This window comes from Pseudomonas cavernicola (assembly GCF_003596405.1).
Lineage (GTDB): Bacteria > Pseudomonadota > Gammaproteobacteria > Pseudomonadales > Pseudomonadaceae > Aquipseudomonas > Aquipseudomonas cavernicola.
Window position 1 is genome coordinate 454,995 of the sequence record NZ_QYUR01000008.1, and the last position, 25,968, is coordinate 480,962.

General features: G+C 67.0%; 23 protein-coding genes. 15 read left to right on the forward strand and 8 right to left on the reverse strand.

Features of this window, described 5'->3' with window-relative positions:
* Window positions 1-10 precede the first annotated feature (10 nt).
* From D3879_RS24140 to D3879_RS24155, 4 genes are all read right to left on the reverse strand, one after another.
* On the reverse strand, window positions 11-1,195 hold the full coding sequence (locus D3879_RS24140) for an acetyl-CoA C-acyltransferase (RefSeq protein ID WP_119956730.1): 1,185 nt from the start codon (window positions 1,193-1,195) through the stop codon (window positions 11-13).
* A gap of 32 nt (window positions 1,196-1,227) precedes the next feature.
* Window positions 1,228-3,330 carry a 3-hydroxyacyl-CoA dehydrogenase NAD-binding domain-containing protein gene (locus D3879_RS24145; RefSeq protein WP_119956731.1) on the reverse strand — a complete coding sequence of 701 codons (2,103 nt, stop codon included), beginning with the start codon at window positions 3,328-3,330 and terminating at the stop codon, window positions 1,228-1,230.
* A gap of 172 nt (window positions 3,331-3,502) precedes the next feature.
* Entirely contained in the window at window positions 3,503-5,290 is a 1,788-nt protein-coding gene (locus D3879_RS24150) for an acyl-CoA dehydrogenase C-terminal domain-containing protein (RefSeq protein WP_119956732.1), read from the reverse strand.
* 121 nt (window positions 5,291-5,411) lie between these two features.
* Window positions 5,412-8,063, reverse strand: coding sequence for a winged helix-turn-helix domain-containing protein (locus D3879_RS24155; RefSeq protein WP_119956733.1), 2,652 nt, complete (start codon window positions 8,061-8,063; stop codon window positions 5,412-5,414).
* 368 nt (window positions 8,064-8,431) lie between these two features.
* Between D3879_RS24155 and D3879_RS24160 the strand changes: the two genes are divergently transcribed.
* The 8 genes from D3879_RS24160 (at window position 8,432) to D3879_RS24195 (ending at window position 15,089) form a co-directional block, all read left to right on the forward strand.
* Complete coding sequence (locus D3879_RS24160) at window positions 8,432-9,484, forward strand: phosphotransferase family protein (protein WP_119956734.1); 1,053 nt, start codon at window positions 8,432-8,434, stop codon at window positions 9,482-9,484.
* Window positions 9,481-9,855, forward strand: a complete 375-nt coding sequence (locus D3879_RS24165; protein WP_119956735.1) for a DUF6285 domain-containing protein — start codon at window positions 9,481-9,483, stop codon at window positions 9,853-9,855. The genes D3879_RS24160 and D3879_RS24165 overlap by 4 nt, the downstream gene beginning before the upstream one ends.
* A complete protein-coding gene (locus D3879_RS24170) occupies window positions 9,848-10,567 on the forward strand; it encodes a histidine phosphatase family protein (RefSeq protein ID WP_119956736.1) in 720 nt (239 codons plus the stop codon). Before D3879_RS24165 ends, D3879_RS24170 begins: the two co-directional genes overlap by 8 nt.
* 30 nt (window positions 10,568-10,597) lie before the next feature.
* Window positions 10,598-11,773, forward strand: coding sequence for an acyl-CoA dehydrogenase family protein (locus D3879_RS24175; protein WP_119956737.1), 1,176 nt, complete (start codon window positions 10,598-10,600; stop codon window positions 11,771-11,773).
* 17 nt (window positions 11,774-11,790) lie between these two features.
* Window positions 11,791-12,549 (forward strand): SDR family NAD(P)-dependent oxidoreductase, encoded by a 759-nt coding sequence (locus tag D3879_RS24180; RefSeq protein WP_119956738.1) that lies wholly within the window; start codon window positions 11,791-11,793, stop codon window positions 12,547-12,549.
* A 180-nt stretch (window positions 12,550-12,729) separates the two neighbouring features.
* Window positions 12,730-13,452 (forward strand): hypothetical protein, encoded by a 723-nt coding sequence (locus tag D3879_RS24185; RefSeq protein WP_119956739.1) that lies wholly within the window; start codon window positions 12,730-12,732, stop codon window positions 13,450-13,452.
* Between the two features lie 120 nt (window positions 13,453-13,572).
* A complete protein-coding gene (locus tag D3879_RS24190) occupies window positions 13,573-14,748 on the forward strand; it encodes a multidrug effflux MFS transporter (protein WP_119956740.1) in 1,176 nt (391 codons plus the stop codon).
* Between the two features lie 32 nt (window positions 14,749-14,780).
* On the forward strand, window positions 14,781-15,089 hold the full coding sequence (locus D3879_RS24195) for an SDR family NAD(P)-dependent oxidoreductase (RefSeq protein ID WP_119956741.1): 309 nt from the start codon (window positions 14,781-14,783) through the stop codon (window positions 15,087-15,089).
* A gap of 16 nt (window positions 15,090-15,105) precedes the next feature.
* Here the strand turns inward: D3879_RS24195 and D3879_RS24200 are convergent, their stop codons facing one another.
* On the reverse strand, window positions 15,106-16,125 hold the full coding sequence (locus tag D3879_RS24200) for an AraC family transcriptional regulator (protein ID WP_119956742.1): 1,020 nt from the start codon (window positions 16,123-16,125) through the stop codon (window positions 15,106-15,108).
* A 101-nt stretch (window positions 16,126-16,226) separates the two neighbouring features.
* On the opposite strand from D3879_RS24200, the gene D3879_RS24205 reads away from it, so the two are divergent.
* A complete protein-coding gene (locus D3879_RS24205) occupies window positions 16,227-16,475 on the forward strand; it encodes a transposase (RefSeq protein ID WP_119956743.1) in 249 nt (82 codons plus the stop codon).
* Window positions 16,476-16,663: 188 nt separating this feature from the next.
* Here D3879_RS24205 and D3879_RS24210 read toward each other — a convergent pair whose 3' ends face one another.
* Window positions 16,664-17,671, reverse strand: coding sequence for a zinc-dependent alcohol dehydrogenase family protein (locus D3879_RS24210; RefSeq protein WP_119956744.1), 1,008 nt, complete (start codon window positions 17,669-17,671; stop codon window positions 16,664-16,666).
* A gap of 230 nt (window positions 17,672-17,901) precedes the next feature.
* Between D3879_RS24210 and D3879_RS24215 the strand changes: the two genes are divergently transcribed.
* Window positions 17,902-18,660: an SDR family NAD(P)-dependent oxidoreductase gene (locus D3879_RS24215; protein WP_119956745.1), complete on the forward strand. Its 759-nt coding sequence runs from the start codon at window positions 17,902-17,904 to the stop codon at window positions 18,658-18,660.
* 107 nt (window positions 18,661-18,767) lie between these two features.
* Here D3879_RS24215 and D3879_RS24220 read toward each other — a convergent pair whose 3' ends face one another.
* A complete protein-coding gene (locus D3879_RS24220; RefSeq protein ID WP_238474317.1) occupies window positions 18,768-19,721 on the reverse strand; it encodes an AraC family transcriptional regulator in 954 nt (317 codons plus the stop codon).
* A 216-nt stretch (window positions 19,722-19,937) separates the two neighbouring features.
* Here D3879_RS24220 and D3879_RS24225 point away from each other — a divergent pair, with 216 nt between their 5' ends.
* The 5 genes from D3879_RS24225 to D3879_RS24245 all read left to right on the forward strand — a co-directional run bounded on the left by D3879_RS24225 (window position 19,938) and on the right by D3879_RS24245 (window position 25,022).
* A complete protein-coding gene (locus D3879_RS24225) occupies window positions 19,938-20,339 on the forward strand; it encodes a carboxymuconolactone decarboxylase family protein (RefSeq protein ID WP_119956747.1) in 402 nt (133 codons plus the stop codon).
* Window positions 20,340-20,393: 54 nt separating this feature from the next.
* Complete coding sequence (locus D3879_RS24230; protein WP_119956748.1) at window positions 20,394-21,458, forward strand: beta-keto acid cleavage family enzyme; 1,065 nt, start codon at window positions 20,394-20,396, stop codon at window positions 21,456-21,458.
* Between the two features lie 180 nt (window positions 21,459-21,638).
* Window positions 21,639-22,931 carry an MFS transporter gene (locus D3879_RS24235; RefSeq protein WP_119956749.1) on the forward strand — a complete coding sequence of 431 codons (1,293 nt, stop codon included), beginning with the start codon at window positions 21,639-21,641 and terminating at the stop codon, window positions 22,929-22,931.
* A 106-nt stretch (window positions 22,932-23,037) separates the two neighbouring features.
* A complete protein-coding gene (gene kce / locus D3879_RS24240; RefSeq protein ID WP_119956750.1) occupies window positions 23,038-23,973 on the forward strand; it encodes a 3,5-dioxohexanoate:acetyl-CoA acetone transferase in 936 nt (311 codons plus the stop codon).
* Window positions 23,974-24,005: 32 nt separating this feature from the next.
* The gene (locus tag D3879_RS24245) at window positions 24,006-25,022 is read left to right on the forward strand and encodes an AraC family transcriptional regulator (protein ID WP_119956751.1); all 1,017 of its coding nucleotides are present in this window, start codon (window positions 24,006-24,008) and stop codon (window positions 25,020-25,022) included.
* A gap of 88 nt (window positions 25,023-25,110) precedes the next feature.
* Here the strand turns inward: D3879_RS24245 and D3879_RS24250 are convergent, their stop codons facing one another.
* Window positions 25,111-25,959 (reverse strand): TauD/TfdA dioxygenase family protein, encoded by an 849-nt coding sequence (locus D3879_RS24250; protein ID WP_119956752.1) that lies wholly within the window; start codon window positions 25,957-25,959, stop codon window positions 25,111-25,113.
* Window positions 25,960-25,968 lie beyond the last annotated feature (9 nt).

Sequence of the window (25,968 nt, forward strand, 5' to 3'; positions counted from 1 at the left end):
CTCCTGGCTCTCACAGCACTTCGAACAGACCGGCGGCACCCATGCCGCCGCCGACGCACATGGTGATCACCACGTACTTAACGCCGCGCCGCTTACCTTCCAGCAGGGCGTGACCAACCATGCGCGCGCCGCTCATGCCGTAGGGGTGGCCGATGGAAATGGCGCCGCCGTTGACGTTGAGTTTGGCCGGATCGATGCCGAGCTTCTGCGCGCTGTACAGCACCTGGCAGGCGAAGGCTTCGTTGAGTTCCCACAGGCCGATGTCGTCGACGCTCAGACCGTGCTGCTTGAGCAGCTTGGGCACGGCGAACACCGGGCCGATGCCCATCTCTTCCGGGGCCAGGCCGGCCACGGCGATGCCGCGGTACAGGCCGAGCGGGGCGATGCCGCGCTGGGCGGCCAGGCTGGCGCTCATCAGCACGCAGGCGCTGGCGCCGTCGGACAGCTGGCTGGCGTTGCCGGCGGTGATGCAGCCGCCTTCGAGCACCGGGTTGAGCCTGGTCAGGTCGGCCAGCACGGTCTGCGGGCGGTTGCCCTCGTCGAGGCTGAGGGTCACGTCCTCGTAGCTGACCGCGCCGGTTTCCTTATCCACCAGCTTCTTGCGTGCAGTGACCGGGACGATTTCATTGGCGAACAGGCCGGCGGCCTGGGCCGCGGCGGTGCGCTGCTGCGACTGCAGGGAGTAGGCGTCCTGGGCCTCGCGGGCGATGCCGTAGCGCTTGGCCACCAGCTCGGCGGTGTGCAGCATCGGCATGTAGGCGTGCTCGGCCATCTTGATCACAGCCGGGTCGGCCTCGGCGGCCGCCCACTTCATGTGGCTGTTCTGCACCAGGCTGATCTGCTCCTGGCCGGCGCCGACGGTGACGGCCATGCCGTCGACCATGATCTGCTTGGCGGCGATGGAGATCGCCATCAGCCCGGAGGCGCACTGGCGGTCGATGGTCTGCCCGCTGACCGACAGCGGCAGGCCGGCGGCAAGCGCGGAGAGTCTCGCCAGATTGGTCGAGGCGGTGCCGCCCTGCATGGCGGTGCCCATCACCAGGTCTTCGATCTCGGCGGCCTCGATGCCGGCGCGCTCGACGGCGGCGTGGATGGCCACGGCGGCCATGGACGGCGACTTGAGGTCGTTGAAGGCGCCGCGGAAGGCCTTGGCGATCGGCGTGCGGGCGGTGGAAACGATGACGGCTTCTTGCATGGTTCGGGTTTCCTGTCGGGGGTGGAAGAGGCTCAGCAGATTTCGATGCGGGTCTTGCCGGCGGTGACCAGGCGCTGCAGCAGCGGCGCCGGCTGCAGCCACATCGCGGCGTAGGCGCCGAGCCGGTCGCGGTACTGCTCGATGCCGGCGAGCACCTCGGCGAGGCCGAGCTGTTCGGCGTAGTGCAGCGGGCCGCCGCGCCAGGCCGGGAAGCCGTAGCCGTTGATCCACACCAGGTCGACGTCGCCGCTGCGCAGGGCGATGCCCTCGTCGAGCAGCTGCAGGCCCTCGTTGATCAGCATGAACAGGCAGCGATCGTGGATTTCCTGGTCGCTGATCGCGCGGCGCTGGATGCCCAGCTCGGCGGCCAGGCGCTCGGCGATCTGCACCACCTCGGCGTCCTCCAGGCGCTCACGGCCCTCGTAGCGGTAGAAACCGCGCCCAGTCTTCTGGCCATGCCAGCCGCGGGCGTACAGCTCGTCGGCCAGGCGGAAATAGCTCGGGTCGTGGGCTAGCTGGCTGCGCCTGGCCTCGCGCACCAGATAGCCGATGTCGATGCCGGCCAGGTCGTACATGGCGAACACGCCCATGGCCAGGCCGAGGCCGGTGAGCACGCGGTCGACCTGCGCCGGGCTGGCGCCTTCCAGCACCAGGCGGTGCGCCTCGCGGGCATAGGGCTCGAGCATGCGGTTGCCGATGAAGCCGAAGCACACCCCGGATACCACCGGCAGCTTGCCGATGCGCTTGGCGATCTGCAGGGTGGTGGCCAGCACCTGCGGCGCGGTCGCCTGGCCGCGCACCACTTCCAGCAGGCGCATGACGTTGGCCGGGCTGAAGAAGTGCAGGCCGACCACGTCCTGCGGGCGGCGGGTGACGGCGGCGATCTGATCGACATCCAGGGTCGAGGTGTTGCTGGCCAGGATGGCGCCGGGCTTGCACACCTCGTCTAGGGTGCGGAACACCGCCTGCTTGATGGCTAGGTTCTCGAACACCGCCTCGATCACCAGGTCGGCGTCGGCCAGGTCGGCGTAGTCGAGGGTGCCCTGCAGCAGGGCCATGCGCTGATCGAGCTGCGCGGGGCTGAGCTTGCCGCGCTTGAGGCTGATCTCGTAGTTCTTGCGGATCTGCGCCAGGCCGCGGTCGAGGGCTTCGGGCTTGACCTCCAGCAGGGTCACCGGGATGCCGGCATTGACGAAGTTCATGGCGATGCCGCCGCCCATGGTGCCGGCGCCGATCACCGCCACCCTGGCGATGCTGCGCAGCGGGGTGGCCGCGTCGATGCCGGGGATCTTCAGCGCCTCGCGCTCGGCGAAGAACTGGTGGCGCAGCGCCGTGGCCTGCGCACTGCCCAGCGCCTGGCGGAACAGCACCTGCTCGCGGGCCAGCCCCTGCGCCAGGGGCAGCTCGCAGGCGGCACGCACCGCCGCCAGCACCAGCTGCGGCGCCAGCTGGCCGGCCTTGCGGGCGGCCAGCTGGGCCTCCTGGGCGGCGAAGAAAGCGCCGCTCGGCTCGTCGAGGGGGCCCTGTTCCGGGCGCGCCGGCGCCGCTCCCGCCAGCAGTTCGCGGGCGAAGTGGCAGGCCGCGGCGACGAGATCCTCGCCGGGCTCGACCAGGCGGTCGACCAGGCCCATTTCGCGGGCCTGTCGGGCGCCGACCGGCTGGCCGTCGAGCATCATCTGCAGGGCCGCGGCCACGCCGACCAGACGCGGCAGGCGCTGGGTGCCGCCGGCGCCCGGCAGCAGGCCGAGGCGCACCTCCGGCAGGCCGAGGCGAGCGTCGGCGCTGGCGATGCGCTGGCTGCAGGCGAGGGCCAGCTCCAGGCCGCCGCCGAGGGCCACGCCGCCGATGGCGGCGACCAGCGGCTTGTCGATCCGCGCCAGATCCGCCAGCAGCTGCGGCAGGTCTGGCGCCTGCCAGGTGAGCGGCGTGCCGAATTCGCCGATGTCGGCGCCGGCGCTGAACGGCAGCTGGCGGCCATGGAGGACGATGGCGCGTACCGCCGGGTCGCTGGCGGCCAGTTCGCAGGCGCTGGCCAGCGCCTGGCGCAGTTCGTGGCCGAGCGCATTGACCGGCGCGTGGCACAGGCCGATCAGGGCCAGCTCCTGGTCGCGGCGGTAGTCGATCAACTGCTGCATGGAATTCCCTCTTCGGAAGGGCGGGTGCGGCGCGGCATGCCGCCCGGCCGCCCGCTGCCCGGCCGCGTGCGCGGCCGGGGGTTGGCGATAAAAAGGGTGGCTGCCACGTTACTGGCGGCCACCAAGGGACTCTGCTGCCGCCGAATGGGCGTGGCGGAGTTGCTGAGTGAACTCAGCGCGCGAAGGCGCTGTCGGCGATGCTCATCAGGTTGGCGCTGCCGCTCTCGATCAGCGTGCGGTGCAGGGCGGCCCTGGGCAGCAGGCGCTGCAGGTAGAAGCGCGCGGTTTCCCGCTTGCCCTGGTAGAAGTCCGCCTCGGCGCTGCCGCTGGCCAGGGCCTGTTCGGCCTGGCAGGCGGCGCGCAGCCAGAGGTAGCCGAGCAGGGTATAGCCGGCGAGCATCAGGTAGTCGAAGGCGCTGGCGCCGACCAGGTTGGCATCCGCGCCGCAGCGCTCCTGCAGCCAGGCGCTGACCTCGCGCCAGGCATTCACCTGTTCCAGCAGCGGGCGGGACAGTTCGGCCGGCGCCGTCGCGGCGCGGGCGAAGTCCTCGATCTCGGCGAGGAGTTCGGCGAGCGCCTCGCCGCCGTCGGCGAACACCTTGCGGGTGAGCAGGTCGAGGCCCTGGATGGTGTTGGTGCCCTCGTAGATCGAGGTGATGCGCACGTCGCGGGCGATCTGCTCCATGCCCCACTCGCGGATGAAGCCGTGGCCGCCGAACACCTGGATGCCCAGCTGCGCCGCCTCGTTGCCGGCCTCGCTGAGGATGCCCTTGGCGATCGGGGTGAGCAGCGCCAGGCGGCGGGCCGCGGCGGCGCGCTCGGCCGGCGTGGCGGCGTGGTGCAGGCGGTCGACGTTCTGGGCGCAGGCGTAGGTCAGCATGCGGCCGCCTTCGGCGTAGGCCTTCTGGGTCAGCAGCATGCGCCGCACGTCGGCATGGCCGATGATCGGGTCGGCCGGCAGCTCGGGGCGTAGGCGCGGGGTGGCGCGCATCTGCAGGCGCTCGCGGGCGTAGGCCAGGGCGCCCTGGAAGGCCGTCTCGGCGTGGGCCTGGGCCTGCTGGGCCACGGCCAGGCGCGACTCGTTGATGAAGGTGAACATGGCGTTCAGGCCACGATGGGCCTCGCCGAGCAGGTAGCCGCAGGCGTCGTCGAAGTTGAGCACGCAGGTGGGGTTGCCGTGCAGGCCCATCTTTTCCTCGATGGAGCCGCAGCTGACGCCGTTGGCTGCGCCGAGGCTGCCGTCGGCCTCGACGTGGATCTTCGGCACCACGAACAGGGAGATGCCCTTGACGCCGGCCGCGGCGCCGTCGATGCGGGCCAGCACCAGGTGGACGATGTTGTCGGTCAGGTCGTGCTCGCCGGCGGAGATGAACATCTTGCTGCCGCTGATCCGGTAGCTGCCGTCGGCCTGCGGCTCAGCGCGGGTGCGCAGCAGGCCGAGGTCGGAACCGCAGTGCGGCTCGGTCAGGCACATGGTGCCGCTACAGCGGCCCTCGATCAGCGCCGGCAGGAAGCGCTGGCGGATGGTCTCGTCGGCGTGCTCGTGGAGCGTGCTGATGGCGCCGCCGGTGAGGTTGGGGAACTGGCTCCAGGCATGGTTGGCGCTGCACAGCATCTCGTGGATCACGAAGCCCAGCGAGGGCGGCAGGCCCTGGCCACCGTACTGCGGATCCTTGTCGAGGCCCAGCCAGCCGTTGTCGGCAAACTGGCGGAAGGCTGCGGCAAAGCCCGGTGGCGTGCTGACCCGGCCGTCCTGCCACTGGCAGCCGTACTGGTCGCCGTCGGCGTTGAGCGGGGCGAGCTGCTGCGCCGCGAACTTGGCGCCTTCCTCGACGATGGCGTCAAAGGTGGCCGGATCGAGGGCTTCGCAGCCGGCTAGTTGCTGATAGTGGCTGCCGAAGTCGAGCAGTTCGTGGGCGACGAAGGCGATGTCGCGCAGCGGGGCCTGATAGCTGGGCATGCGGTTCTCCTGGGGATGAACGAGCGATGCGCCGTTGTAACAAGCGAAGAAGCCCGGCAACTTCCACCCCCCCGGTGGAATGGGGGGTGGAATCGGGTCGAGGGGCGGGTGGAGGTCGCGCTCAGCCCAGCAACTCGAGTTCGCGCGCCGAGCGCAGGGCGCTGTCGCGATCGGTCACGTCGAGCTTGCGGAACAGGTGGTTGATATGGGTCTTGACCGTGCTGAGGCTGATGAACAGCGCGTCGGCGATCTGCTGGTTGGTCTGCCCGCGCGCCATGCGCTGCAGCACGTCCAGCTCGCGGCGCGACAGTGGCACGATGAGCGCGCTGGCGGCCGTCTCCGTGCCGGCGAGCAGGCGGCGGAACAGCGCGTTGAGCCGCTCGCGCGGCGGCGCCGGCTCGGCCAGGCCGAGCTGCGCGCGGGTCTGCGGCAACAGCAGCTCGCGCAATGACTCCAGCTGGTCGTCCCCCTCGTACTGCAGCAGCTGGCCGAAGCCGTAGCGGCTGGCCAGTTGCAGGGCCTGCTCGAGGCTGCCGAGGGCCTCGGTGCGGGCGCCGCGGTCCTGGAAGAGGCCGGCCTCGAGCAGCAGCGCGTCGAGCTGCAGGCGACGGTTGGCCTGGATCTGCGCCTGCTCCTTGAGGTTGGCGTGGATCTGCCAGGCCTTGCCGTGCTGGCCCAGGTGGCGCTGCACCCAGGCGTAGGCCAGCCACTCCTCGGGCAGCAGGTGCTCGCCGTAGTGGCGGAAGCACCAGTGCCACTCCTCGAGCCAGTCGAGCAGGAAATCCTGGTCGTCCTCGCGCACGGCCAGGCGCGCCCGCCAGGCGCCGGCCTGGCGGTAGAGGGTGAACAGCCGGTACTGGCGGGCCATGCGGCGGACCTCGTCCCAGCGGGCCTTGGCCTGGTGCGTTTGGCCCTGCGCCCAGTACAGGCCGGCCTGGTGGTGGAAGACCCAGGCCAGGGCGGCGCAATGGGGGAAGTCCAGCGCCAGCACTTCGGCCTGGTTCAGGCACTGGCGGGCCTGTTCCAGCTGGTTGGCCTGCAGCAGGGCCAGGCCCTTGCCGAGGTGATGAAACAACTCGTAGAAGCTCGCCGAGCTGCTGGCCGGCAGCTCGTCCAGGGCGAGGAAGCGCTGCCAGGCCGCCTCGCCGCAGCCCTGGGCCAGCTCGATCTGGCCGAGCAGCAGCTGGATGAGATTGGTATAGCCGCTGAGGCCAAAGCCCTGCAGCTCGCCGAGGGCCAGTTCGGCCTCGTCGCGGGCTTCGTCCAGGCGGCCCAGGGCGAACAGGCAACTGGCGCGGTCGAAGTGCAGCACCGAGCTGGCCGCGTTGTGCTGCGGGAAGCGCTGCAGGGCGCGGCCGGCCACTTCCAGGCCGTGCGCCAGGTTGCCGCCCAGGTAGGCCAGGCGGCTGCGCAGAAAGGCGATGGTCTGCTGCACCCGTTGCGGATGGCGGGGAATGCCCTGGCGCCTGAGCAGTCCCTGCAGGCGGCGGATGCACTGGCAGGTCTGCGCGACGTCGTTGGTCACGATGATGGTGGAGGCCTCGGTGATGGCCAGGGTGAAGCTGTCGCTGCCGGCATGCCCGGCGACTTCGCCGAGGAAGTCGATCAGGGCATTGACCTGGCCCTCGCGCAGCAGGTCGAAGGTGTGGCGGTCGACGGTGGCCAGCACCGCATCGAAGTCCCTGGCGCGGCCGAACTGGTAGATCGCCTCGGTGAAGCGGCGCTGCTCCAGCAGCCAGTTCGCCGCCTGGCGATGCAGCTGGCGCAGGCGCTGCGGATCGCGCTGCGCCAGGCGCTGGTAGAGGCTGTTGCGCAAGGCCGGATGGTAGCGGTACTCGCTGCGCTCGCCGGCACGCTCCTCGATGAACAGATCCAGCCGGCGCAGCTGGCGGATCGCCTCGCTGGCATCCGCACGGCCGCTGAGCTCGGCGGCCAGCGCGGCATCGAACACCTGGACCACCGCCGTGCGCTCCAGGAAGCCCAGCAGCTCGGGCTTGAGGCGGCGCAGGCGTTCCTCCTCGAGGAACTGCCGGGCGTGCGCGTAGGCCTGCACGGTGACCGGGCGCAGGTCGGCGGGCGGCTGCCCGAGCGATGCCGCCTGGTGATAGGCGTCGAGCCAGAACAGCACGCCGCTGATCCAGCCTTCGCTGCCGGCGCGCAACTGGTAGATCGCATCGGCGCTCAGGCGCACGTCGCGGGCGGCGGCCAACTGCCGGGTTTCCTCGCTGTCCAGGGCCAGCTCGTGGATGTCGATCAGCGTCAGCCGCCCGTCGCGGCGCAGGTGCGCCAGCGGCAGTCGCGGCGGACCCTCGCTGGCGGCCAGCAGACGCAGCGCCGGAGGCGGGAAGTGCAGCAGCTGCTCGAGGTACTGGTAGGCGGGCGGCGAGTTCAGTAGCTGCAGGTCGTCGAGCAGAAGGGTCAGCGGTTCGCTGGCGCTTTCCAGGCAGTGCTGGATCTCGCTCCACAGGCCCTCGGCGTCCGCCGTCGCCCGCTGGGCCGCCGGCAAACCGAGCGCCGCGTGCAGGTGGACGAGCAGGCCGAGCGGCTGGTTCTCGGCAGGGGTCAGGCGTAGCCAGGCGCTGCGGCCGGGCAGGGTGCGGGCGAACTGGCCGAGCAGGGTGCTCTTGCCGTAACCCAGCGGGGCCTGCAGCAGGGTGAAGCAGCCGGCCGCCAGCGAGCTGGCCAGCTGCTGCAACAGGCGCGGGCGGGCGAGCGCCTTCGCCGGTTCGGCGGGGGGGCGTAACTGGTTGGGTTTGAGCGCGGGAAGGGCCATCGCGTGCGGTTTCCTGGCTGGCAGCCAGCGACCGGCGCGGCCGCTGCGCTGAGGCGGTTTCGGCGCCCGGAGCGAGCAGTGTGGCAGCCCGGGTGCGCTCATCCTAGCCGAGCGGCGCGCTGGCGCGGGAGAAATTCGCTGGTCGCCGTGCGGGGCCGGCGTCGGTCGTGCGCCAGCCGCATGCCAATTGTGAAACTGGATTTCCCGGCTGCGCTGGCGCATTGCAAACCTGCATTGCCGACGCCCGTCCGGGTGTTCCTATTGTTTTTTTAACTTGTTGTTTTAGAATGGGAAATTTATTTTTGTCGGCGCTGGCACCGATCTTGCTGAATGCCTGGCAGGAATGAACCTGCGAGACCGAGGCGAGCATGCCAACAAGCAGCAACAATCCGCGGCCTGACTGCGCGCGAATCGACATAGCGGATGCCCACGAGGCGCTGTCCGCCTACCTGACGGGGCGGATGGACGGCGAGCGCGTCGTCATCGAGCGCAGCGAGCGCCTGTCCGGCGGGGCCATCCAGGAGAACTGGCTGCTGGAGGCCCGGGTGGACGACAGCCCCCGGCGCTGGGTGCTGCGCACCGACGCGGCGTCGGCGGTGGCGGCGAGCATGAGCCGCGAGCAGGAGTTCGCGGTGCTCAGCGCGGTCCATCGGGCCGGGGTGAAGGTACCGAAGCCGCTGTGGCTGTGCCGCGACCGGCCGGTGATCGGCCGCGACTTCTTCGTCATGGAGGCGCTGGCCGGCACCGCCAGCGGCCATCGGCTGACCACCGACCGCGCGCTGGAGGAGCGGCGCGCCGCCCTCAGCGTCCAGTTGGGCGAGAGCCTGGCGCGCCTGCATCGGATCAGGCCGCCGCAGGCCGGCCTGGAGTTCCTGGCCGCGCCGGCGCGCGATCCGGTGCAGGCCAGCATCGACCAGTACCGCCGCTTCCTCGACGCCCTGACGGACAGCCACCCGGTGCTCGAATGGGGCCTGCGCTGGTGCGAGCTGAACAAGCCCGCGCCGCTCGCCCCCTGCCTGCTGCACCGCGACTTCCGCACCGGCAACTACCTGGTGGACGCCGGCACGCTGACCGGCGTGCTGGACTGGGAGTTCGCCGGCTGGGGCGACCCGCGCGAAGACCTCGGCTGGTTCTCCGCCCGCTGCTGGCGCTTCGCCCGTCCGGATCTCGAGGCCGGCGGCATCGGCCGCCTGGAGGACTTCCTGGCCGGCTATCGCGAGGTCTCTGGCCAGCGCTTGAACGCCGGGGAACTGGTGTTCTGGCAGGTCCTCGCCCACCTGCGCTGGGCGGTGATCGCCCTCCAGCAAGCCGAACGTCATCTGTCCGGGCAGCAGCGCTCCCTGGAACTGGCCCTGACCGGGCGCCTGGTCCCGGAGCTCGAATACGAAATCCTGGCGCTCACCCGCGGAGATAAAGCATGAACCGGCCAGACGCCCGCGATCTTCTCGCCACCGCCCGCGAGCTGCTGCTCAAGCAGCTGCTGCCGGCGCTGCCGGCGAGCCTGCACTACGAAGCGCGCATGATCGCCAGCGCGATGGCCATGGCGCTGCGCGAGATGGAACTGGCGGCCGCCTGCACCCAGGCCGAGGCGGCGGCCCTGGCCCGCGTGCTGGACGTGCATGGCCAGGCCGAGCCGAGCCTGGCCGAGGCGCGCGCCCAGGTGGCCCGCAACATCCGTCAGGGCCTGTACGACGAGCACGGCGCGGTCCGCGAGCGCCTGCTCGATGCCCTGCTGGCGATCACCCGCGAGCAGCTGCGGATCAGCAATCCCAAGGTGGTGGCCCATGGCTGAATTCCGTTCGCCGCCGCTGCGCCGGCGCCGTTGCTATCTGGTGCGCCACGGCCACGTCAGCTATTTCGATGCCGCCGGCCGGCCGCTCGACCCGCGCGGCGTGCCCCTGTCGGCTGCCGGCGTGCGCCAGGCGCAGGCGCTGGGTCAGGTCCTCGCCGACATGCCGGTCGACCGTGCCGTGTGCTCGGACTATCCGCGCGCCCGGCAGACCCTCGATGAGTTGCTGGGCGGGCGCGGCCTGCCGGTCGAGGAGCTGGCCGGCCTGCGCGAGGTCCGCGCCGGCCGCCTGCGCGACATCCCGGCCGAGGCCCTGCACGCGGAGGTCAGCCAGGCTTACCTGCTGGCCGACCAGCCCGGCGCGGCCTTCCTGCGCGGCGAAGCGTGGCGGCAGTTCCAGGGGCGCGTGCTGGAGACCTTCCACCACCTGCTCGCCGAGCCGGAGTGGGAGACGGCGCTGGTGGTCAGCCACGACGCGGTCAACCGGATCCTGCTGGCGTGGGCGAGCGGCGCGGGCCTGCGCGGCCTCGCCGCCTTCGAGCAGGACACCGCCTGCCTCAACGTGCTGGACATCGACATGGATGGGCCGCAGGTGGTGCGGGCCATCATCCGCGTGCAGAACTTCACGCCCTACGACCCGGCCAAGGCCGGGATCCGGCAAACCGTCATGGAAAACCTGTTCGCGGCCATCGATCCACGCGGCCTGGGCGCCTGATTTCCCCTTCAGAACCAAAGGAACATCGACATGAACTTCGCTCTCTCCGCCGAGCTGCTTGCCCTGCAGGCCAAGGTCCGGCGCTTCGTCGCCGAACACGTCATTCCCATGGAGCGCGATCCGCGGCAGACCGCCCACGGCCCCTCCGCCGAACTGCGCCAGGAACTGGTGGAAAAGGCCCGCGCGCATGGCCTGCTCACCCCGCACGCCTCGCGGGAGATGGGCGGGCTGGGGCTGTGCCATGTGGAGAAGGCGATCGTCTTCGAGGAGGCCGGCTATTCGCCGCTGGGGCCCATCGCGCTGAACATCCACGCCCCGGACGAAGGCAACATCCACCTGCTCGAGGTGGTGGCCTCGCCGGCGCAGAAGGACCGCTGGCTGCAGCCGATGGTCCAGGGCCGCATCCGCTCCTGCTTCGCGATGACCGAGCCGAGTCCGGGCGCCGGTTCCGACCCGTCGATGCTGGCCACCACGGCGGTGCGCGACGGCGACGACTACGTGATCAACGGCCACAAGTGGTTCATCACCGGCGCCGAAGGCGCGCAGCTGGCGATCGTCATGGCGCGCATGGAGGACGGCAGCGCGACCATGTTCCTCACCGACACCGACCGCCCGGGCTTCGTCCTCGAGCGCATGATGGATTCGCTCGACAGCTGCTTCGCCGGCGGCCATGGGGTGCTGCGCTTCGAGAACCTGCGGGTGCCGGCCAGCGACGTGCTCGGCGAGGTGGGCAAGGGCTTCCGCTACGCCCAGGTGCGCCTGGCGCCGGCCCGCCTCACCCACTGCATGCGCTGGCTCGGCCAGGCGCGCCGCGCCCACGACACCGCCTGTGCCTACGCCAACCACCGCCAGTCGTTCGGCAAGCCGCTGGGCGAGCACCAGGGGGTGGGTTTCATGCTCGCCGACAACGCGATGGACCTGCACGCCACCCGCCTGGCGATCTGGCACTGCGCCTGGGTACTGGATCAGGGCGAGCGCGGCAATTTCGAGTCGAGCATGGCCAAGGTGATCAGCTCGGAAGGCATCTGGCGGGTGATCGACCGCTGCGTACAGGTGCTGGGCGGGCAGGGGGTCACCGGCGAGACGATCGTCGAGCGGATCTTCCGCGACGCGCGCAGCTTCCGCATCTACGACGGTCCCAACGAAGTGCACCGCATGAGCCTGGCGAAGAAGATCCTTGCCCGCGCCGCCGCGGCGCACGGCTGATCCAGGGAGAGCAGAGCATGCATATCGACAGTTATCAGGATCAGGTGGTGATGATCACCGGGGCGGCCAGCGGCTTCGGCGAGCTGCTGGCCCGGCGTCTCGCCGGCATGGGCGCCAGGCTCGCGCTCGGCGACCGCAACGCGGCGGGGCTGGCGCGAGTGGCCGCGGAGCTGCGCGAGGCCGGCGCCCGCGTGGTCGCCGAGGTCTGCGACGTGACCCGCGAAGCCGAGGTCAAGGCGCTGGTCGAGGCGGCGGTCGCCACCTTCGGGCGCCTCGACGTCGGCATCAACAACGCCGGCATCCTCACGCCGATGAAGAGCTTCATCGACACCAGCGAGGATGAGCTGGACCTCAGCTTTGCGGTCAACACCAAGGGCGTGTTCTTCGGCATGAAGCACCAGATCCGCCAGATGCTCGCCCAGGGCGGCGGGGTGATCCTCAACGTCGCCTCGATGGCCGGCCTGGGCGGCGCGCCCAAGCTGGCGGCCTACGTCGCCGCCAAGCATGCGGTGGTAGGGCTGACCAGGACGGCAGCGGTGGAGTACGCCCGCCAGGGCATCCGCATCAACGCCGTGTGCCCGTTCTACAGCGCCACGCCGATGGTCACCGAGAGCGAGGTCGGCGAGAAGGAGCAGTTCCTCGCCCAGGGCTCGCCGATGAAGCGGCTCGGCACCCCCGCGGAGATCGTCAGCGTGATGTTGATGCTGTGCGCGCGGGAGAACGGCTACATGACCGGGCAGGCCATCGCCGTGGACGGCGGGATATCGGCGTTTTGAAGCGCATGGACTCCTCCGCAACGACCGCCTGGTGGCGCGACTGCGCCTGGATCCTGCTCGGCAGCTCGCTGACCCCGTGGCGCTCGCCCTGGGCGTGCGCCACGGGGTCAGGTTGGCGACCATGGCGCTGGACGGACCGACCCGACCGGCAAGCGTCCGCCGCTGCTGCCCTGGTTCGCCGTGCTCCTGCTAGGTACGCAGGCCTGGGCCGACGAGCGCAGCGCGCTGCAGTTGAGCGAACTCGACAGCCGCGCGCAACTGCTCTGCGCAAGCGCCATGTACTTCGACCCCAAGGACCGCTTGCCCGATCCGCGCCTGCTCACCTCGGTCTTCCATCACCTGCAGACGCTGCAGACCGACGTGCAGCAACTCGGCCAGCCGGTCGAACTGGCCGGGCCGGTGCACGCCATGCAGCAGGCGTTCGTCGAATTGGACGGGCTGCCGGCGACGCGCCGCCAGGAGTACCCGATCCTGGTGCGGCAACTGCTGGTCCACCGGCAGGCGCTGCGCGAGGCCGCCGGCGCCGTCCAGGTCCGCGAGCAGCGCAAACTTCCCAGCGAGTCTTCCGCCCGGCTGTTCAGCGAGCAAAGCCGCGCCCTGGCCAGCTTCCTGTTCGACTACCAGCTGCGCCATTACCCGATAACGGACAAGGAGCAGTGGCTGCTGTCTGCCGAGCAGTTGCAGGCCCTCGACCAGGGTATCGAAGAGCGCTTTGCCCGCCTGCGCCAGCAGCATGCCGAGCACGCCGAAGCCCTCGACAAGATCCGCGGCAGCTACCAGTTCGTGCGCGCCCAGTTGCAACAGGCAGGCAAGCGCGCCAACGGCGGCGCCGAGTTCTACCTGGGACGCGCGGTGACCGATCTCGACGAGCTGGCGCTGACGGTGGCGCAGCGTACGCCGTGAGGATGCCGCGCCGGCATTGATGCCTCCCGCCCGTGGCCTGACCCGGCGGGAGGCGCACCGCTGCGCAAGCAGCCTGAGCGGATCGATCCGCCGCCCGGAACCATTAGGCTGATTTCCCGAATGCCCAGTCACTCCCTGTTCGTCCTGCTGGTCGCCGGCCTGGCCGCCTTGGGCCAGTTCGCCATTGCCACATACCTGCCGGCCTTCGACGCCATCGGCGCGGAGCTGGCGGCCAGTCCGGCCGAGGTGCAACAGACCCTCACCGCCTATCTGTTGCCCTTCGCTCTGGCCATCGTCTGGCACGGGGCCATCTCCGATGCGTTCGGCCGCCGCGGCTTCATTCTCTGCGGCCTGCTGTTGTTCATCGCCGGCTCGCTGCTCTGCGCGCTGGCGCCGGACATCGACTGGTTGTTCGCCGGGCGGGTGCTGCAGGGTCTCTCCGCGGGCGTCGGCATCGTGGTCGGTCGCGTCATGCTGCGCGACCGTTTCGATGGCGTGCTGGCGCAGAAGCAGCTGGCCATGGTGGCCATCCTGTTTTCCCTGGCGCCGGCGCTGGCACCGGTGTGCGGCGGTTGGCTGCTGTCGCTGGTCGGTTGGCGTGGCATCTTCGCCTTTCTTGCCGTGCTCGGTGCGCTGCTGTGGCTGGGCTGCTGCCGGCAGTTGGCCGAGACCCTGCCGGTGGAACGGCGCCAGTCGCTGCGCCCGCTGGCCCTGATTCGCGGTTTCGGCGACCTGCTGCGCGACGGCCGCTATCTGCTGGTGTGCCTGGCCAACGCCGGGGTGAATACCGCCATCTACCTGTACGTGCTGAGCGCGCCGACCTTCGTCACCCGCCATCTGGGGCTCGGCTCGCAGTCCTTCGCCTGGCTGTTCCTGCCGATAGTCGGCGGTCTGCTGGTCGGCTCCTTTGCCGCCCACCGCGCTGCCGGGCGGTCGCCCCCGGAGCGCGCGGTGCTGGCCGGCTACGCCGTGATGCTGGCGGCGGCGCTGGTCAACATCGGCGCGGCACTGTGGCTACCGGTCGGCGTGCCCTGGTCGCTGTTGGCGCTACCGCCGTTCGGCTTCGGCCTGATGCTGACCCAGCCGGGCCTGCAGCTGCTGGCCCTCGACCGCTTTCCCGAGCGCCGCGGCCTGGCATCCAGCGGCTACGTGACCGTCCAGCAGGCCAGCAATGCGCTGTCGGCGGCCGTGCTGGTGCCGCTGCTGCTCGGCAGCACGCTGAGCCTGGCGCTGGGCATGGCACTGCTGGCCTGCCTGGCCATGCTGGCGTTCCGCCTGTCGCAGCGCGGGCTGTAGCAGGGACAGCCGATTTCAAAGGAGCAAAATGCATGAAACCCTTCGTACTGATTACCGGCGCCTCCTCGGGCATCGGTGTGGGTTGCGCGCGTCTGCTGGTCGAGCAGGGCTACCGGGTGATAGGCACGGTGCGCCGCCGCGAGGATGGCGTGCGCATCCGCGAGCAGCTCGGCGAGGCCTTCCTGCCGCTGCTGCTGGACGTCACCGACCCGGCCGCGCTGGAGGGGGCGGTACGCCAAGTGGAGATCCTGGTCGGCGCTGCGGGACTGGCGGCGCTGCTCCCCACGCGCTGGATCGACCGCATCCTGGCCAGGAAGATGGCGCTGCCGCGGCGCGCCTAGGCGGCGCTCGTCCGCTTTACCGCTCCTTGCGCGACACTATGTCGTGCTGCGTGCGCCAGGCGGCCGGCGGCATGCCGAACTGGGCGATGAACCAGCGGGTGAAGGAGCTGGGCATGGAGTAGCCGAGCATGTCGGCGATGCGCCCGAGCGAGTAGCCGGGATTCTCCAGGTAGCGGACCACCAGGTCGCGGCGCACGCCGTTGATCAGGTCGCTGAAGGTGGCGCCGCCTTCCTCCAGGCGGCGCTGCAGGGTGCGCACGTTTATCCCCTGGGTCTGGGCTACCTGCTCGATGGAGGCGCGGCCCATGGGCAGCAGCAGGAAGATGGTCTTGCGCACCTCGAGCAGCAGCGAGAGCTTGCTCTCCGTGTGCAGCGAGTCCAGGTAGCGATGGGCTATGCGGGCCATGGCTTCGTTGGCCAGCGGGTTGGCCGCGTCCAGGTCGGCCGCAGGGCAGACGAGACCGTTGAACTCGCTGCCGAATTCCAGCTTGCAGCCGAAGATGCGTCGGTGGATGGCCAGGTCCGCTGGCGCGGCGTGGGTGAAGTTCGCGCTGATCGGATGCCAGTGCGCGCCGAGCAGGGCCGCGCAGAAACGGTGCATGATGCCGATCGCCAGCTCGATGGATTGGCGGCTCTGCATCGGTTGGTCGGTGATCACCTCCTGGCGGATGATCACCGTCTTGCCGGCTTCCTCGATGTGGATCGCCAGGGCGTCGTTGAGCAGGTGGCGGTACTGCACGATCACCTGCAGGGCGTCGCGCAGGGTGCGCTGGTGGCTGAGCAGCAGACTGACCTCGCCGAAGTCGGACAGCTGGCGCAGCTCGGCCATGCGCAGGCCTAGCGTCTCGCAGCCGCTGATCCGCGCCGACTCCTCGAGCAGGGTGACGGCGGGGGAGGCCGGGATGCGTCGGTCGGGATCTTCCAACTGCGTGGTACTGAGGCCCACCTGCGTCAGCATGCTGTGCACGTTCAGGCCCAGGTGACGGGCGACTTCCAGATAGTTGGTCAGCGAGGCGGCGCGAGCGAGGGCGGTCATCTTGTTGTTCTAACCCGGATATTTCATGAGATGTAGGGTCGGCACAGCTTTAAATCCGCATAAAATCAGGGTGCGAACAAGATTTTGTGGGGGCTGTGCCGATGCCAAAGTGTACCTCGAACGAGCTGAGTTTTGGCCGCCTGGGACGTCGGGTGATCGAGGCGAATTTCCAGGGTGGCGCCCTGAGTTCCGATGGTGGACTGATGCTGCTGCGCCAGGTCGATCGCCGGATCGGATTGTCGGCAGCGGTGGCCGATGCCTTACACGATCCACGCGATCAGGATCGTATCATCCATTCGCTACGCGATCTGGTCGCTCAACGCGGTGGCGGTGGTTGGCATTCCCGATGAGCATTGGGGGAACGGCCGATGGTGCTGGTGGTCTGCGCGGCTGGCGACTCGTCGCCGACATCCCCAAGACCCACGTCGGCAAGATCAACAAGAAACTGATTCGGGAGATGCACCTGGGGGGATGGGGCGGGCCGACACACGGCGCTGGCCAGAAGGCTGCGCCGCTGTCCTCAGCGTTGCCGCCTTGTTCAATAGTGCAGGCAGATCTTGCCAAAATGCTTGGCGGCTTGTTGGTGAGCAAAGGCCTCGGCAATTTGCTCCAGCGGATAGCTGCTGTCGATGACAGGGCGCCAGCTGAAGTTTTCCAGGGCACGCACCATGTCTTGCTGCTGCTCGCGGCTGCCGACGATCAGCCCTCGCAGGGTTTGCTGCTTGCGCATCATCTCAACGGTCGGAATGTTGCCGGAAATGCCTGTCAGCACGCCGATCAGCGCGATGTGCCCGCCGGGAGCGCAGGCGCGGATGGACTGGGGCAGGGTGCCGGGGCCACCCACCTCCACGACGATGTCGACACCACGGCCGCCAGTGGCGGCCAGTACCGCGTCGCCCCATTCGGGCTGGTGCCGGTAATTGATGACCTGGTCGGCACCCAGTGCGAGCAAGCGCGCTTGTTTGGCATCCGACGAGGTCGTGGCGATCACACGGGCCCCCATGGCTTTGGCCATTTGTAGTGCAAACACCGAGACCCCGCCAGTGCCCAGCACCAGCACGGTGTCGCCCGCTTGAATACGCCCGTCCACCACCAATGCACGCCAGGCGGTCAGGCCGGCGGTGGTCAGCGTGGCGGCTTGTTCGTGGGAGTAGCCTTTGGGTGCATGGGTGAATGCCAGGGCGGGCATGTTGACCCGCTCGCGCGCGAAGCCGTCCACGCCATCACCCGGTACGGTCTTGAACGTGCTGGGTACCGCCCGGCCAGCGTGCCAGTGAGGGAAAAAGCACGAGACAACGGCATCGCCCACGGCAAACTCCGTCACGTCTGCACCTACGGCGGTGACGACCCCGGCACCATCGGCCATGGGTATGCGGTCATCGTCCACCTTAAGGTGGCCGCAGACCACGCCGAGGTCGTGATAGTTGAGCGAACTGGCATGAATACGTACCTGGATTTCCCCTGGTTTCGGCGCATCGGGGAGGGGGAGATCGACAAGACGCAGCTTGTCCAGGCCACCAGGGCGTTGGAGTTGGATGGCTTTCAAAATAGAGGTCCTTGCAACATTTGATGAAATGACGAACCACCGTTCAATCGGCCTGACCGATTGCAATTGCTCGGATGATAACCACGCCAGGCCCCGGCTCTTTTAACATCAGGTGACAACAGATCTACATTTCATGACAGACATCCTGGAAGCGTCCCAAAACGTCAAATTCCGCGGCGACGTAATACCTATAACTGGAGGTTCATTCCCTTCTATTAATGGACGCCCCCATGAGTAAGCAGTTTCAAAATCAAGTGGTATTGATCACCGGCGCGACAGCGGGCATCGGCTACGCCACGGCCATTGCCTTCGCCCGTGAAGGCGCGCACCTGATCGTTTCGGGGCGCAATGCCGTTGCCGGAAAACAACTGTTATCGGAGTTGCAATCCATGGGCGCACAGGCTGATTTCGTGCAAGCCGATGTGAGCGACGAAGCGCAAGTGGCCAGGCTTGTCGATTGCTGTGTCGAGCGCTTTGGTCGCCTGGATGTAGCCGTGAACAGCGCAGGCTACGAGGGCACGCGTGGTTCGATCATGGAGCAGACGGTGGAGTCGTACACTGCGGTGTTCAATGCCAACGCGCTGGGCACGTTCCTCAGCCTGAAGCACCAGATGCGCATCATGTCGCGGCAGAAGTCTGGCGCCATCATCAACCTGTCGTCCACCATGGGTAGCCGAGGCAATGCGCAAGCACCGATGTACGTGGCCAGCAAGCATGCCATCGAAGGCTTCACCAAGTCCGTGGCGCTCGAGGCATGCCAATACAATGTGCGAGTCAATGCGGTGGCGCCTGGCCCGATCGCTACCGATATGCTCGAGCGCATCGCAGACGGCTCGCACAACCTTCCGATGGTAGCGTCGACGATTCCTGCGGGACGCATTGGCAAACCGGAAGAAGTGGCGGATGCCATCCTGTTCATGGCCTCGCAACGTGCAAGCTACATCACTGGCCAGATCCTGGCCGTGAATGGCGGGAAAACTGCCATGTAAGCGGCGTGTTCCCCCTCCTGGGAATACAATAAGTACAAGACAGTTGCTCCCACAGAACGTTGTGGGAGTCGGCTTGCCGGCGATGAGGCAGGCAGCATCTTGAGTGGCTAATTCATATGAGCCTTGCGCCACGCACGCGGGCTGCAACCGAAGCGTTGTCTGAACCAGCGGGAAAACGCGCTGAGCCCCGAGAAGCCCAAAAACTCGGCTATTTCACTTTGCGAATGCTTGGAGTCTCTCAGGTGCCTGATGACCTGTTCCTTGCGAACCTGGTCAAGAATTGAGCTGAAACTTTCCTGATGACGCATGAGCCGGCGGTGCACTGTCCGCCGGTCGACGCCTAGTTGCCGTGCCACCTGCTCGATCGAAAAGCGCCCAGTGAGCAGCTGTTGCCACACCAGGCGCCGCACAGTATCGACCACCGATTCGCTGGCCGTCCCGCGTGCATCGAGCTGCTGGCGGACAAAACGGGCACCCACCGGGGCGGTGCCGCGCAAGGGCGCATCCAGGTCCACGGAACGGCAGACAATGCCGTCGATCACGCTGTTGAACTGGATATTGGTCCCGAACACGCGAAGGTGGGTCGAGCGATCGCGTGGCGCCTTATGCCTGAAGCAGACTGTCTGCGGCTGCCAGTGCTCGCCGAGCAAGGTTTTGATCGTCCGATAGGTGACGCCGAGTATCAGGTCGATCGACTGACGCGCCGGCAGTTGCCTGTGGGTGATCTGCTCCCCGCGAATCACCGCAATGCCGTCGCGCTCCTCGATGAGGATCATGAAACCCTCGTTATGCAGGTGCAGGTAGCGCTGGAGCGTTTCCAGGGCCTTGCGCAGGCTGGCTTCTGCACGCATCACCTGGGCCAGAGGCCCCAAGTTGGAAAGCTGTCGCTTCTCGGCCATGCGCAGGCCGAAATCTTCCACATGCGCTTCGTTCGCGGAGTTTTCCAACAGGTGCCAGACCCCGTCGATGCTGATCTTGCTGTCTGTGTGCTCAAGGCATGAGGGGGCGAGCTGCACTGCCAGCAATTGGGCGATCGGGTCGAGCCCGCAGGCGCGGGCCACCTCGGCGTAGTGGGTCAGGCAAGCGCTAAGAACCAAGTTGGCCATGATGCGGTTTCGTCCCTACTCGATCCCGTGAACGTCCCAATAGGTTAAATCCTGCTTGGCATGTTTTAGCAGACTCAAGGGGTGTCGACAAAGCGTTCGAGCACGCCAATGCACTCTCGACACGCTCCGATCACCGGTGCCGAAAGGCCCGCTTCACCTATGGAGATCATGATGCACGCCACCGCCAACGAAGACCAAAGCCTAAAGCCAGCAACGCCGATCATTGACCGCATGCGCGCCAGCGGGCAACTGAGCCCAAGCTGGGACAGTTTCGCTCGGCTCGACCCGCAATGGACCGAGCAGTTCCTGCAGACCGCAGCCATGCCTGTCGCGCGTGGCCTGATCGACCCCAAGACCTACGAGTTCCTCGCCATCGCGGTAAATGCTTCATGCACCCACATGTACAGCCCTGGCGTGCGCAGGCACACCCGCAATGCGCTGAAACTTGGCGCCAGCCCTGAGGAAATCCTGGCGGTTCTGCAGTCCGTCTCCATGCTTGGTATTCAAACCTGCAGCCTCGGGACACCCATTCTGCTGGAAGAAATGGCCAAGCTGGACACCGAAGCCGAGTAAGCCGCCGGTAGACCGCGACACTCCCCCTAACAATCACAATTCGGGAAAACCCCTATGAACTTCCTTGATGGCCACCTGTTCACCGAAAACCAGCAACCCCTGATCATCACGGCAGCACCCTATGCACCGTCCTGGGTGCCCTCCGATTTTCCCGAGGACATTCCGGTGACCATGGCCGAGCAGGTGCAAAAGGCGGTGGACTGCTACAACGCCGGCGCTACCGTGCTGCATTTGCATGTGCGTGAACTGGATGGCAAGGGCTCCAAGCGCCTGTCCAAATTCAACGAGCTGATCGCCGGCGTGCGTGAAGCCGTGCCAGAGATGATCATTCAGGTGGGCGGCTCGATCAGCTTCGCACCGGAAACCGAAGGTGCCGCCGCCAAGTGGCTGAGCGACGACACGCGCCATATGTTGGCCGAGCTCGAGCCCAAGCCCGACCAGGTCACGGTGACGGTGAACACCTCGCAGATGAACGTCGTCGAGCACTGGGGCGACCAGGACATCAAGGGCACCTCGATGGAGGACCCGGCCGTCTATACCGCGTACAAGGAGATGACCGTACCGGCGCAGCCGGGCTGGGTGGAAGAACACATCCGTCGCCTGACGGCTGCGGGCATCCAGAGCGCCTTCCAGTGCTACAACCTCAATAGTTTCGAGTCGGTCGAGCGGCTGATGCGTCGCGGCATCTACAAGGGCCCGCTGGTCATGAACTGGGTGGCGATCGGCGGCGGCATGGACGTGCCTAACATCTACAGCCTGGCCAACTTCCTGCGTGCCGTGCCGGACGGCGCGGTGGTCACAGTGGAAAGCTCGATGCGCAACGTGTTGCCGGTCAACATGATGGGCATTGCGATGGGCCTGCACGTGCGCTGCGGGATCGAGGACAACCTCTGGAACCAGGCGCAAACGGGAAAAATGTCCACCGTCGCGCAGATCGAGCAACTGGTGCGCATATCGCGCGAATTCGGTCGCCCGATCGCCACCGCCAAGCAGGCGCGCGAGATCAGCAGGATCGGCGTGTTTTACGATACCGTGGAAGAAAGTCTGCAGGCCAACGGCTTCGCACCCAACCGCAACGGTGGCCAGCAGGGTTTCCTGCGCAAGACGGCCACTGTGTAGAGGCTGTTGATCCTTGCGAGCATGGCGTTGATGAAAAACAGTCAACACCCAGGGCTGAGGTTTCTGCACCGATAACGCTGCGGGTTCGCAATGCTCCGATTGATGCTCAGGGACGAGCCTCGGTCGAGGCCTCTGCTCAAGCTTTATCCATAACAATAATAGATAGAGTGAGGATGTAGCATGGACACTTCGATCGTTATACCGCGTCGCTATGCCTGGATTGTTTTTGCACTGACCTTCGGTTTGCTGATCTCCGATTACATGTCACGGCAAGTGCTTAACGCCGTGTTCCCGTTGCTCAAAAGCGAATGGACGCTGTCGGACAGCCAGCTCGGTTTGCTCAGTGGCATCGTCGCCTTGATGGTCGGCCTGCTGACTTTCCCCCTGTCTCTGCTCGCCGATCGCTTCGGCCGGGTCAAGTGTCTGGTATTGATGGCCATGCTCTGGAGCCTGGCGACCCTGGGCTGCGCGCTGGCCGAGAACTATCAGCAAATGCTCGTCGCGCGTTTTCTGGTGGGCGTCGGTGAGGCGGCCTACGGCAGCGTGGGTGGCGCCGTGGTGATGGCGGTATTCCCGCGGGAAATGCGCGCCACCCTGTCTGGCGCCTTTATGGCGGGCGGCATGTTCGGCTCGGTGCTGGGCATCGCCATCGGCGGGGTCATAGCGGAGCTTTTTGGCTGGCGCTGGGCGTTCGCCGGCATGGCGATCTTCGGCCTGGTGCTGGCCACGATCTACCCGATGATCGTCCGCGAGGCGCGCATCGCCCCCCAGCGCCTGGCCGATGCCGCCAGCAGGGCGGCGATCAAGGCCCAGCGCCCCCTGCGTACCCTGTATTCCAGCCGCTCGGTGCTCGGCGCCTACGTCGGTAGCGGCCTGCAGCTGTTCGTCGCCGGCACCATGATCGTATGGATGCCCAGCTACCTCAGCCGCTACTACGGCATGGGCACCGACAAGGCTGCCACGGTGGCGGCAGTCATCATGTTGTGCGGCGGGGTTGGGGTCGTTGCCTGCGGCATCCTCTGCGACCGCTTCGCGCGCAAGCGCGCGGATCGCAAGATCAGCCTGGCCATCGTCTACTGCCTAGGCAGCTGTCTGCTGCTGTCGCTGGCCTTCGCCTTGCCAGTGGGCACCACCCAACTGGTAGTGATCTGCCTGGGCATGATGGTCGCGGCCGGGACCAATGGCCCCACCAGCGCCATGGTCGGCAACCTGACCCACTACTCGGTGCATGGCACCGCTCTGGCCACCCTGACCCTGGCCAACAACCTGCTCGGGCTGGCTAGCGGGCCACTGATCACTGGCAAGGTTTCCGACCACATCGGCCTGGATGCCGCGCTGCAACTGGTGCCACTGGTCAGCATCGCGGCGGCGGCGGTGCTCTTTTACGCCAAACGCCACTATCTCGATGACATGGTGCGCCAACAGGCTGACGACAACAGCCAAACGGCGGCTATGGCGGCTGCACACCCCTGAGCCAGTGCGTGGTTGCCCTTGAGCGACCACGCAGCAAAGCCCCCTGAACAGCAATCAACCTTTCACTGAAAGACCGATTCCGGTCGCATGGCGTATTGGAGAATTTATGGCTGCCAAGCAAAACAAGGTCATCGTCACCTGTGCTGTGACGGGCTCGATTCATACCCCCTCGATGTCGCCCTACCTGCCGGTCACGGCGGCGCAGATAGAAGAATCCGCTGTTGGCGCGGCGCAGGCCGGCGCATCGATCGTGCACCTGCATGCACGGGATCCGAGCAATGGCCAACCCTCGCAAGATCCGCGGCTGTTCATGGAGTTTCTTCCCAACATCCGCCAACGCTCGGATGTGGTGATCAATCTCACCACCGGCGGTGCGCCGAACATGCTGGTGGAGGAGCGCCTGCAGCCGGCGCTGCAACTCAAGCCTGAGGTGGCATCGCTGAACATGGGCTCGATCAATTTCGGCCTCTATCCCATGCTCGAGCGCTTCAAGGACTTCCAGCACGATTGGGAAAGGCCGTACCTGGAGGGCTCGCGAGACCGGGTGTTCAGAAATACCTTCAGCGACATTCAGTACATCCTGGAGTCCTGCGCGGGCAATGGCACGCGCTTTGAGATCGAATGCTATGACATCGGGCACCTGTACACGGCTGCACACTTCCTGGACCGCGGGATCGTCAAAGGGCCGTTGTTGATCCAGTCGGTGTTTGGCCTGCTCGGTGGCATCGGTTCGCATCCTGAGGATGTACTGCATATGAAGCGCACGGCTGATCGGTTGTTTGGCGAGGACTATTACTGGTCGGTGCTGGGTGCCGGAAAACACCAGATGCCCCTGGCCACCCAGTCGGCAACCATGGGCGGCAATGTGCGTGTCGGTCTTGAGGACTCGCTCTGGGATGGGCCTGGCGTGTTGTCCAGGAGCAATGCCGAGCAGGTCAAGCGTGTGGTGTCGATCCTGCATGCACTGAATCTCGAGGTGGCCACGCCAGATGAGACGCGCCAGATGCTTAAGCTCAAGGGGGCAGACCAGGTAGGGTTCTGAACCATGGCAGCCAGTCTGAGGAAGGCCATTGCATGACAACGCTCATTCGGGCTGCCGCCCTGACCAACTACCTGAAAGTGAGCCAGCAGCTTAGGCTCGACCCCATCCCCTTGCTGGCCGAAGTCGGCCTGAGCAAAGCACAGCTGCAGCACCCTGAGCACCGCGTCTCGGCCGAGGCGACGGCACGCCTGCTGGAAAACTCGGCCGCCGTCAGCGGTTGCCAGAGCTTCGGCCTGAGCATGGCCGAGTCGCGACAACTCTCGGATCTGGGTGCGGTCAGCCTGTTGCTCCTCCACCAGCGCTCGCTGCGTGATGCCTTGCAGGTGCTGCTACATTACCGTCATCTGATGAACGATGCAGTTGCCATCCACCTGGAAGAGGAGGGCGGCAGGGCGATCATTCGCCAGGAAGTGCTCAGCAAGTCGCCGGTGGCCTGTCGCCAGTCCAATGAGCTGGCCATGGGCGTGCTGTTTCGTTTATGTGCGGCCTTGCTCGATAAGCACTGGCGCCCGATCAGTGTGCATTTCACCCACCTGGCGCCGGCAAACCTGCGACTGCATCGGCGTCTGTTCGGCTGCCACCTGGTATTTGGCAGCCACTTCAATGGCATTGTCTGCCCGGATGCAAACCTGGACATGAGCAAGCCGCTCGCCGACCCGGCGATGGCGCGCAACGCCCAGCGTTACCTCGTCTCGCTGCAGGGCAGTGAAGGGCCGTCGATTCTGTTCGAGATACGCAAGGCCATTTACCTGTGGCTGCCGTTGGGGCGAGCGTCCATCGAGCAGATTGCCGAGGTCCAGGGCATGAACGTGCGGACCCTGCAGCGTCGTCTGAAAGACGAAGGCCATGTTTTCAGCGTCCTGATCCGTGACGCACGCCGCGATCTGGCGCTGCGCTACCTGGGGAATTCGAATTACCCCCTGGGACGAGTCGCCGAGTTGCTGGGCTTCTCCGTGGCGACTTCTTTTACCCGCTGGTTCATCAGCCAATTTGGCATGTCGCCTGCCGCTTGGCGAAAAAAACGCCAGGCTGTTGTGTCGCTGCGGTAAAAGGACCAGTGCTGGTGGCACCGGTCAAGCGCTCACACCGCGCCCTGGCAAACGCGATGTGACGCTGTCGAATCACCGGCGAGATCGATCAGTAAGGGGTGTCCCCGATGATGCCGGCGCGGTTCAGCTTGCGGTGGCAGGGCGGGTAGTCCATGACCGCGTAATGCTGGGTGCTGCGGTTGTCCCAGATCGCCACGCTGTTGGGCTTCCAGCGCCAGCGCACCTGATACTCGGGGATGGCCGCCTGGCTGATCAAATAGCGCAGCAGGTCGGCCGAGCCGGGGTTGGCGTCCTGGCCGAAACGTACCCGTTCAGGGGTGTGAAAGTTGGTGAAGTGGGTGGCGAAACTGTTGACGAACAGCACCTTCTCACCCGTTTCCGGGTGAGTGCGCACCACCGGATGCTCGGCGTCCGGGTACTGGGCCTTGAGCGCCAGGCGCTTTTCGATGGGCATGGCCGCGCCGAAGCTGGCCTCGATGCTGTGGCGGGCGCGCAGGCCGTCGATCTTGGCTTTCACATCCTCCGGCAGGCGCTCGTAGGCCACCACCATGTTGGCCCACATGGTGTCGCCGCCTACCGGCGGGCACTCCAGGCAGCGAAGCACCGCTCCCATCGACGGTTTCTCGCGCCAGGTGGTATCGGTGTGCCAGGCGTTCTCGTAACGGTCGACCGGCGTCTCGGGCGACTTGTGGATCTGCACCAGGCCCGGATGTTCCGGGTGGCTACCGACGACCGGGTGATCCTCCAGTTCGCCAAAGCGTCGGGCAAACGCCACATGCTCGGCGTGACTGATGTCCTGGTCGCGCAAAAACAGCACGCGATGCTTGAGTAGTTGCTGGCGAATCTCGGCGAACAGCCCATCGTCATCGATGGCGTCGGCCAGGTTGACGCCGATCAGCTCGGCGCCAATGGTGCAGGTCAATTGTTCGACTTGCATGACGGTGGC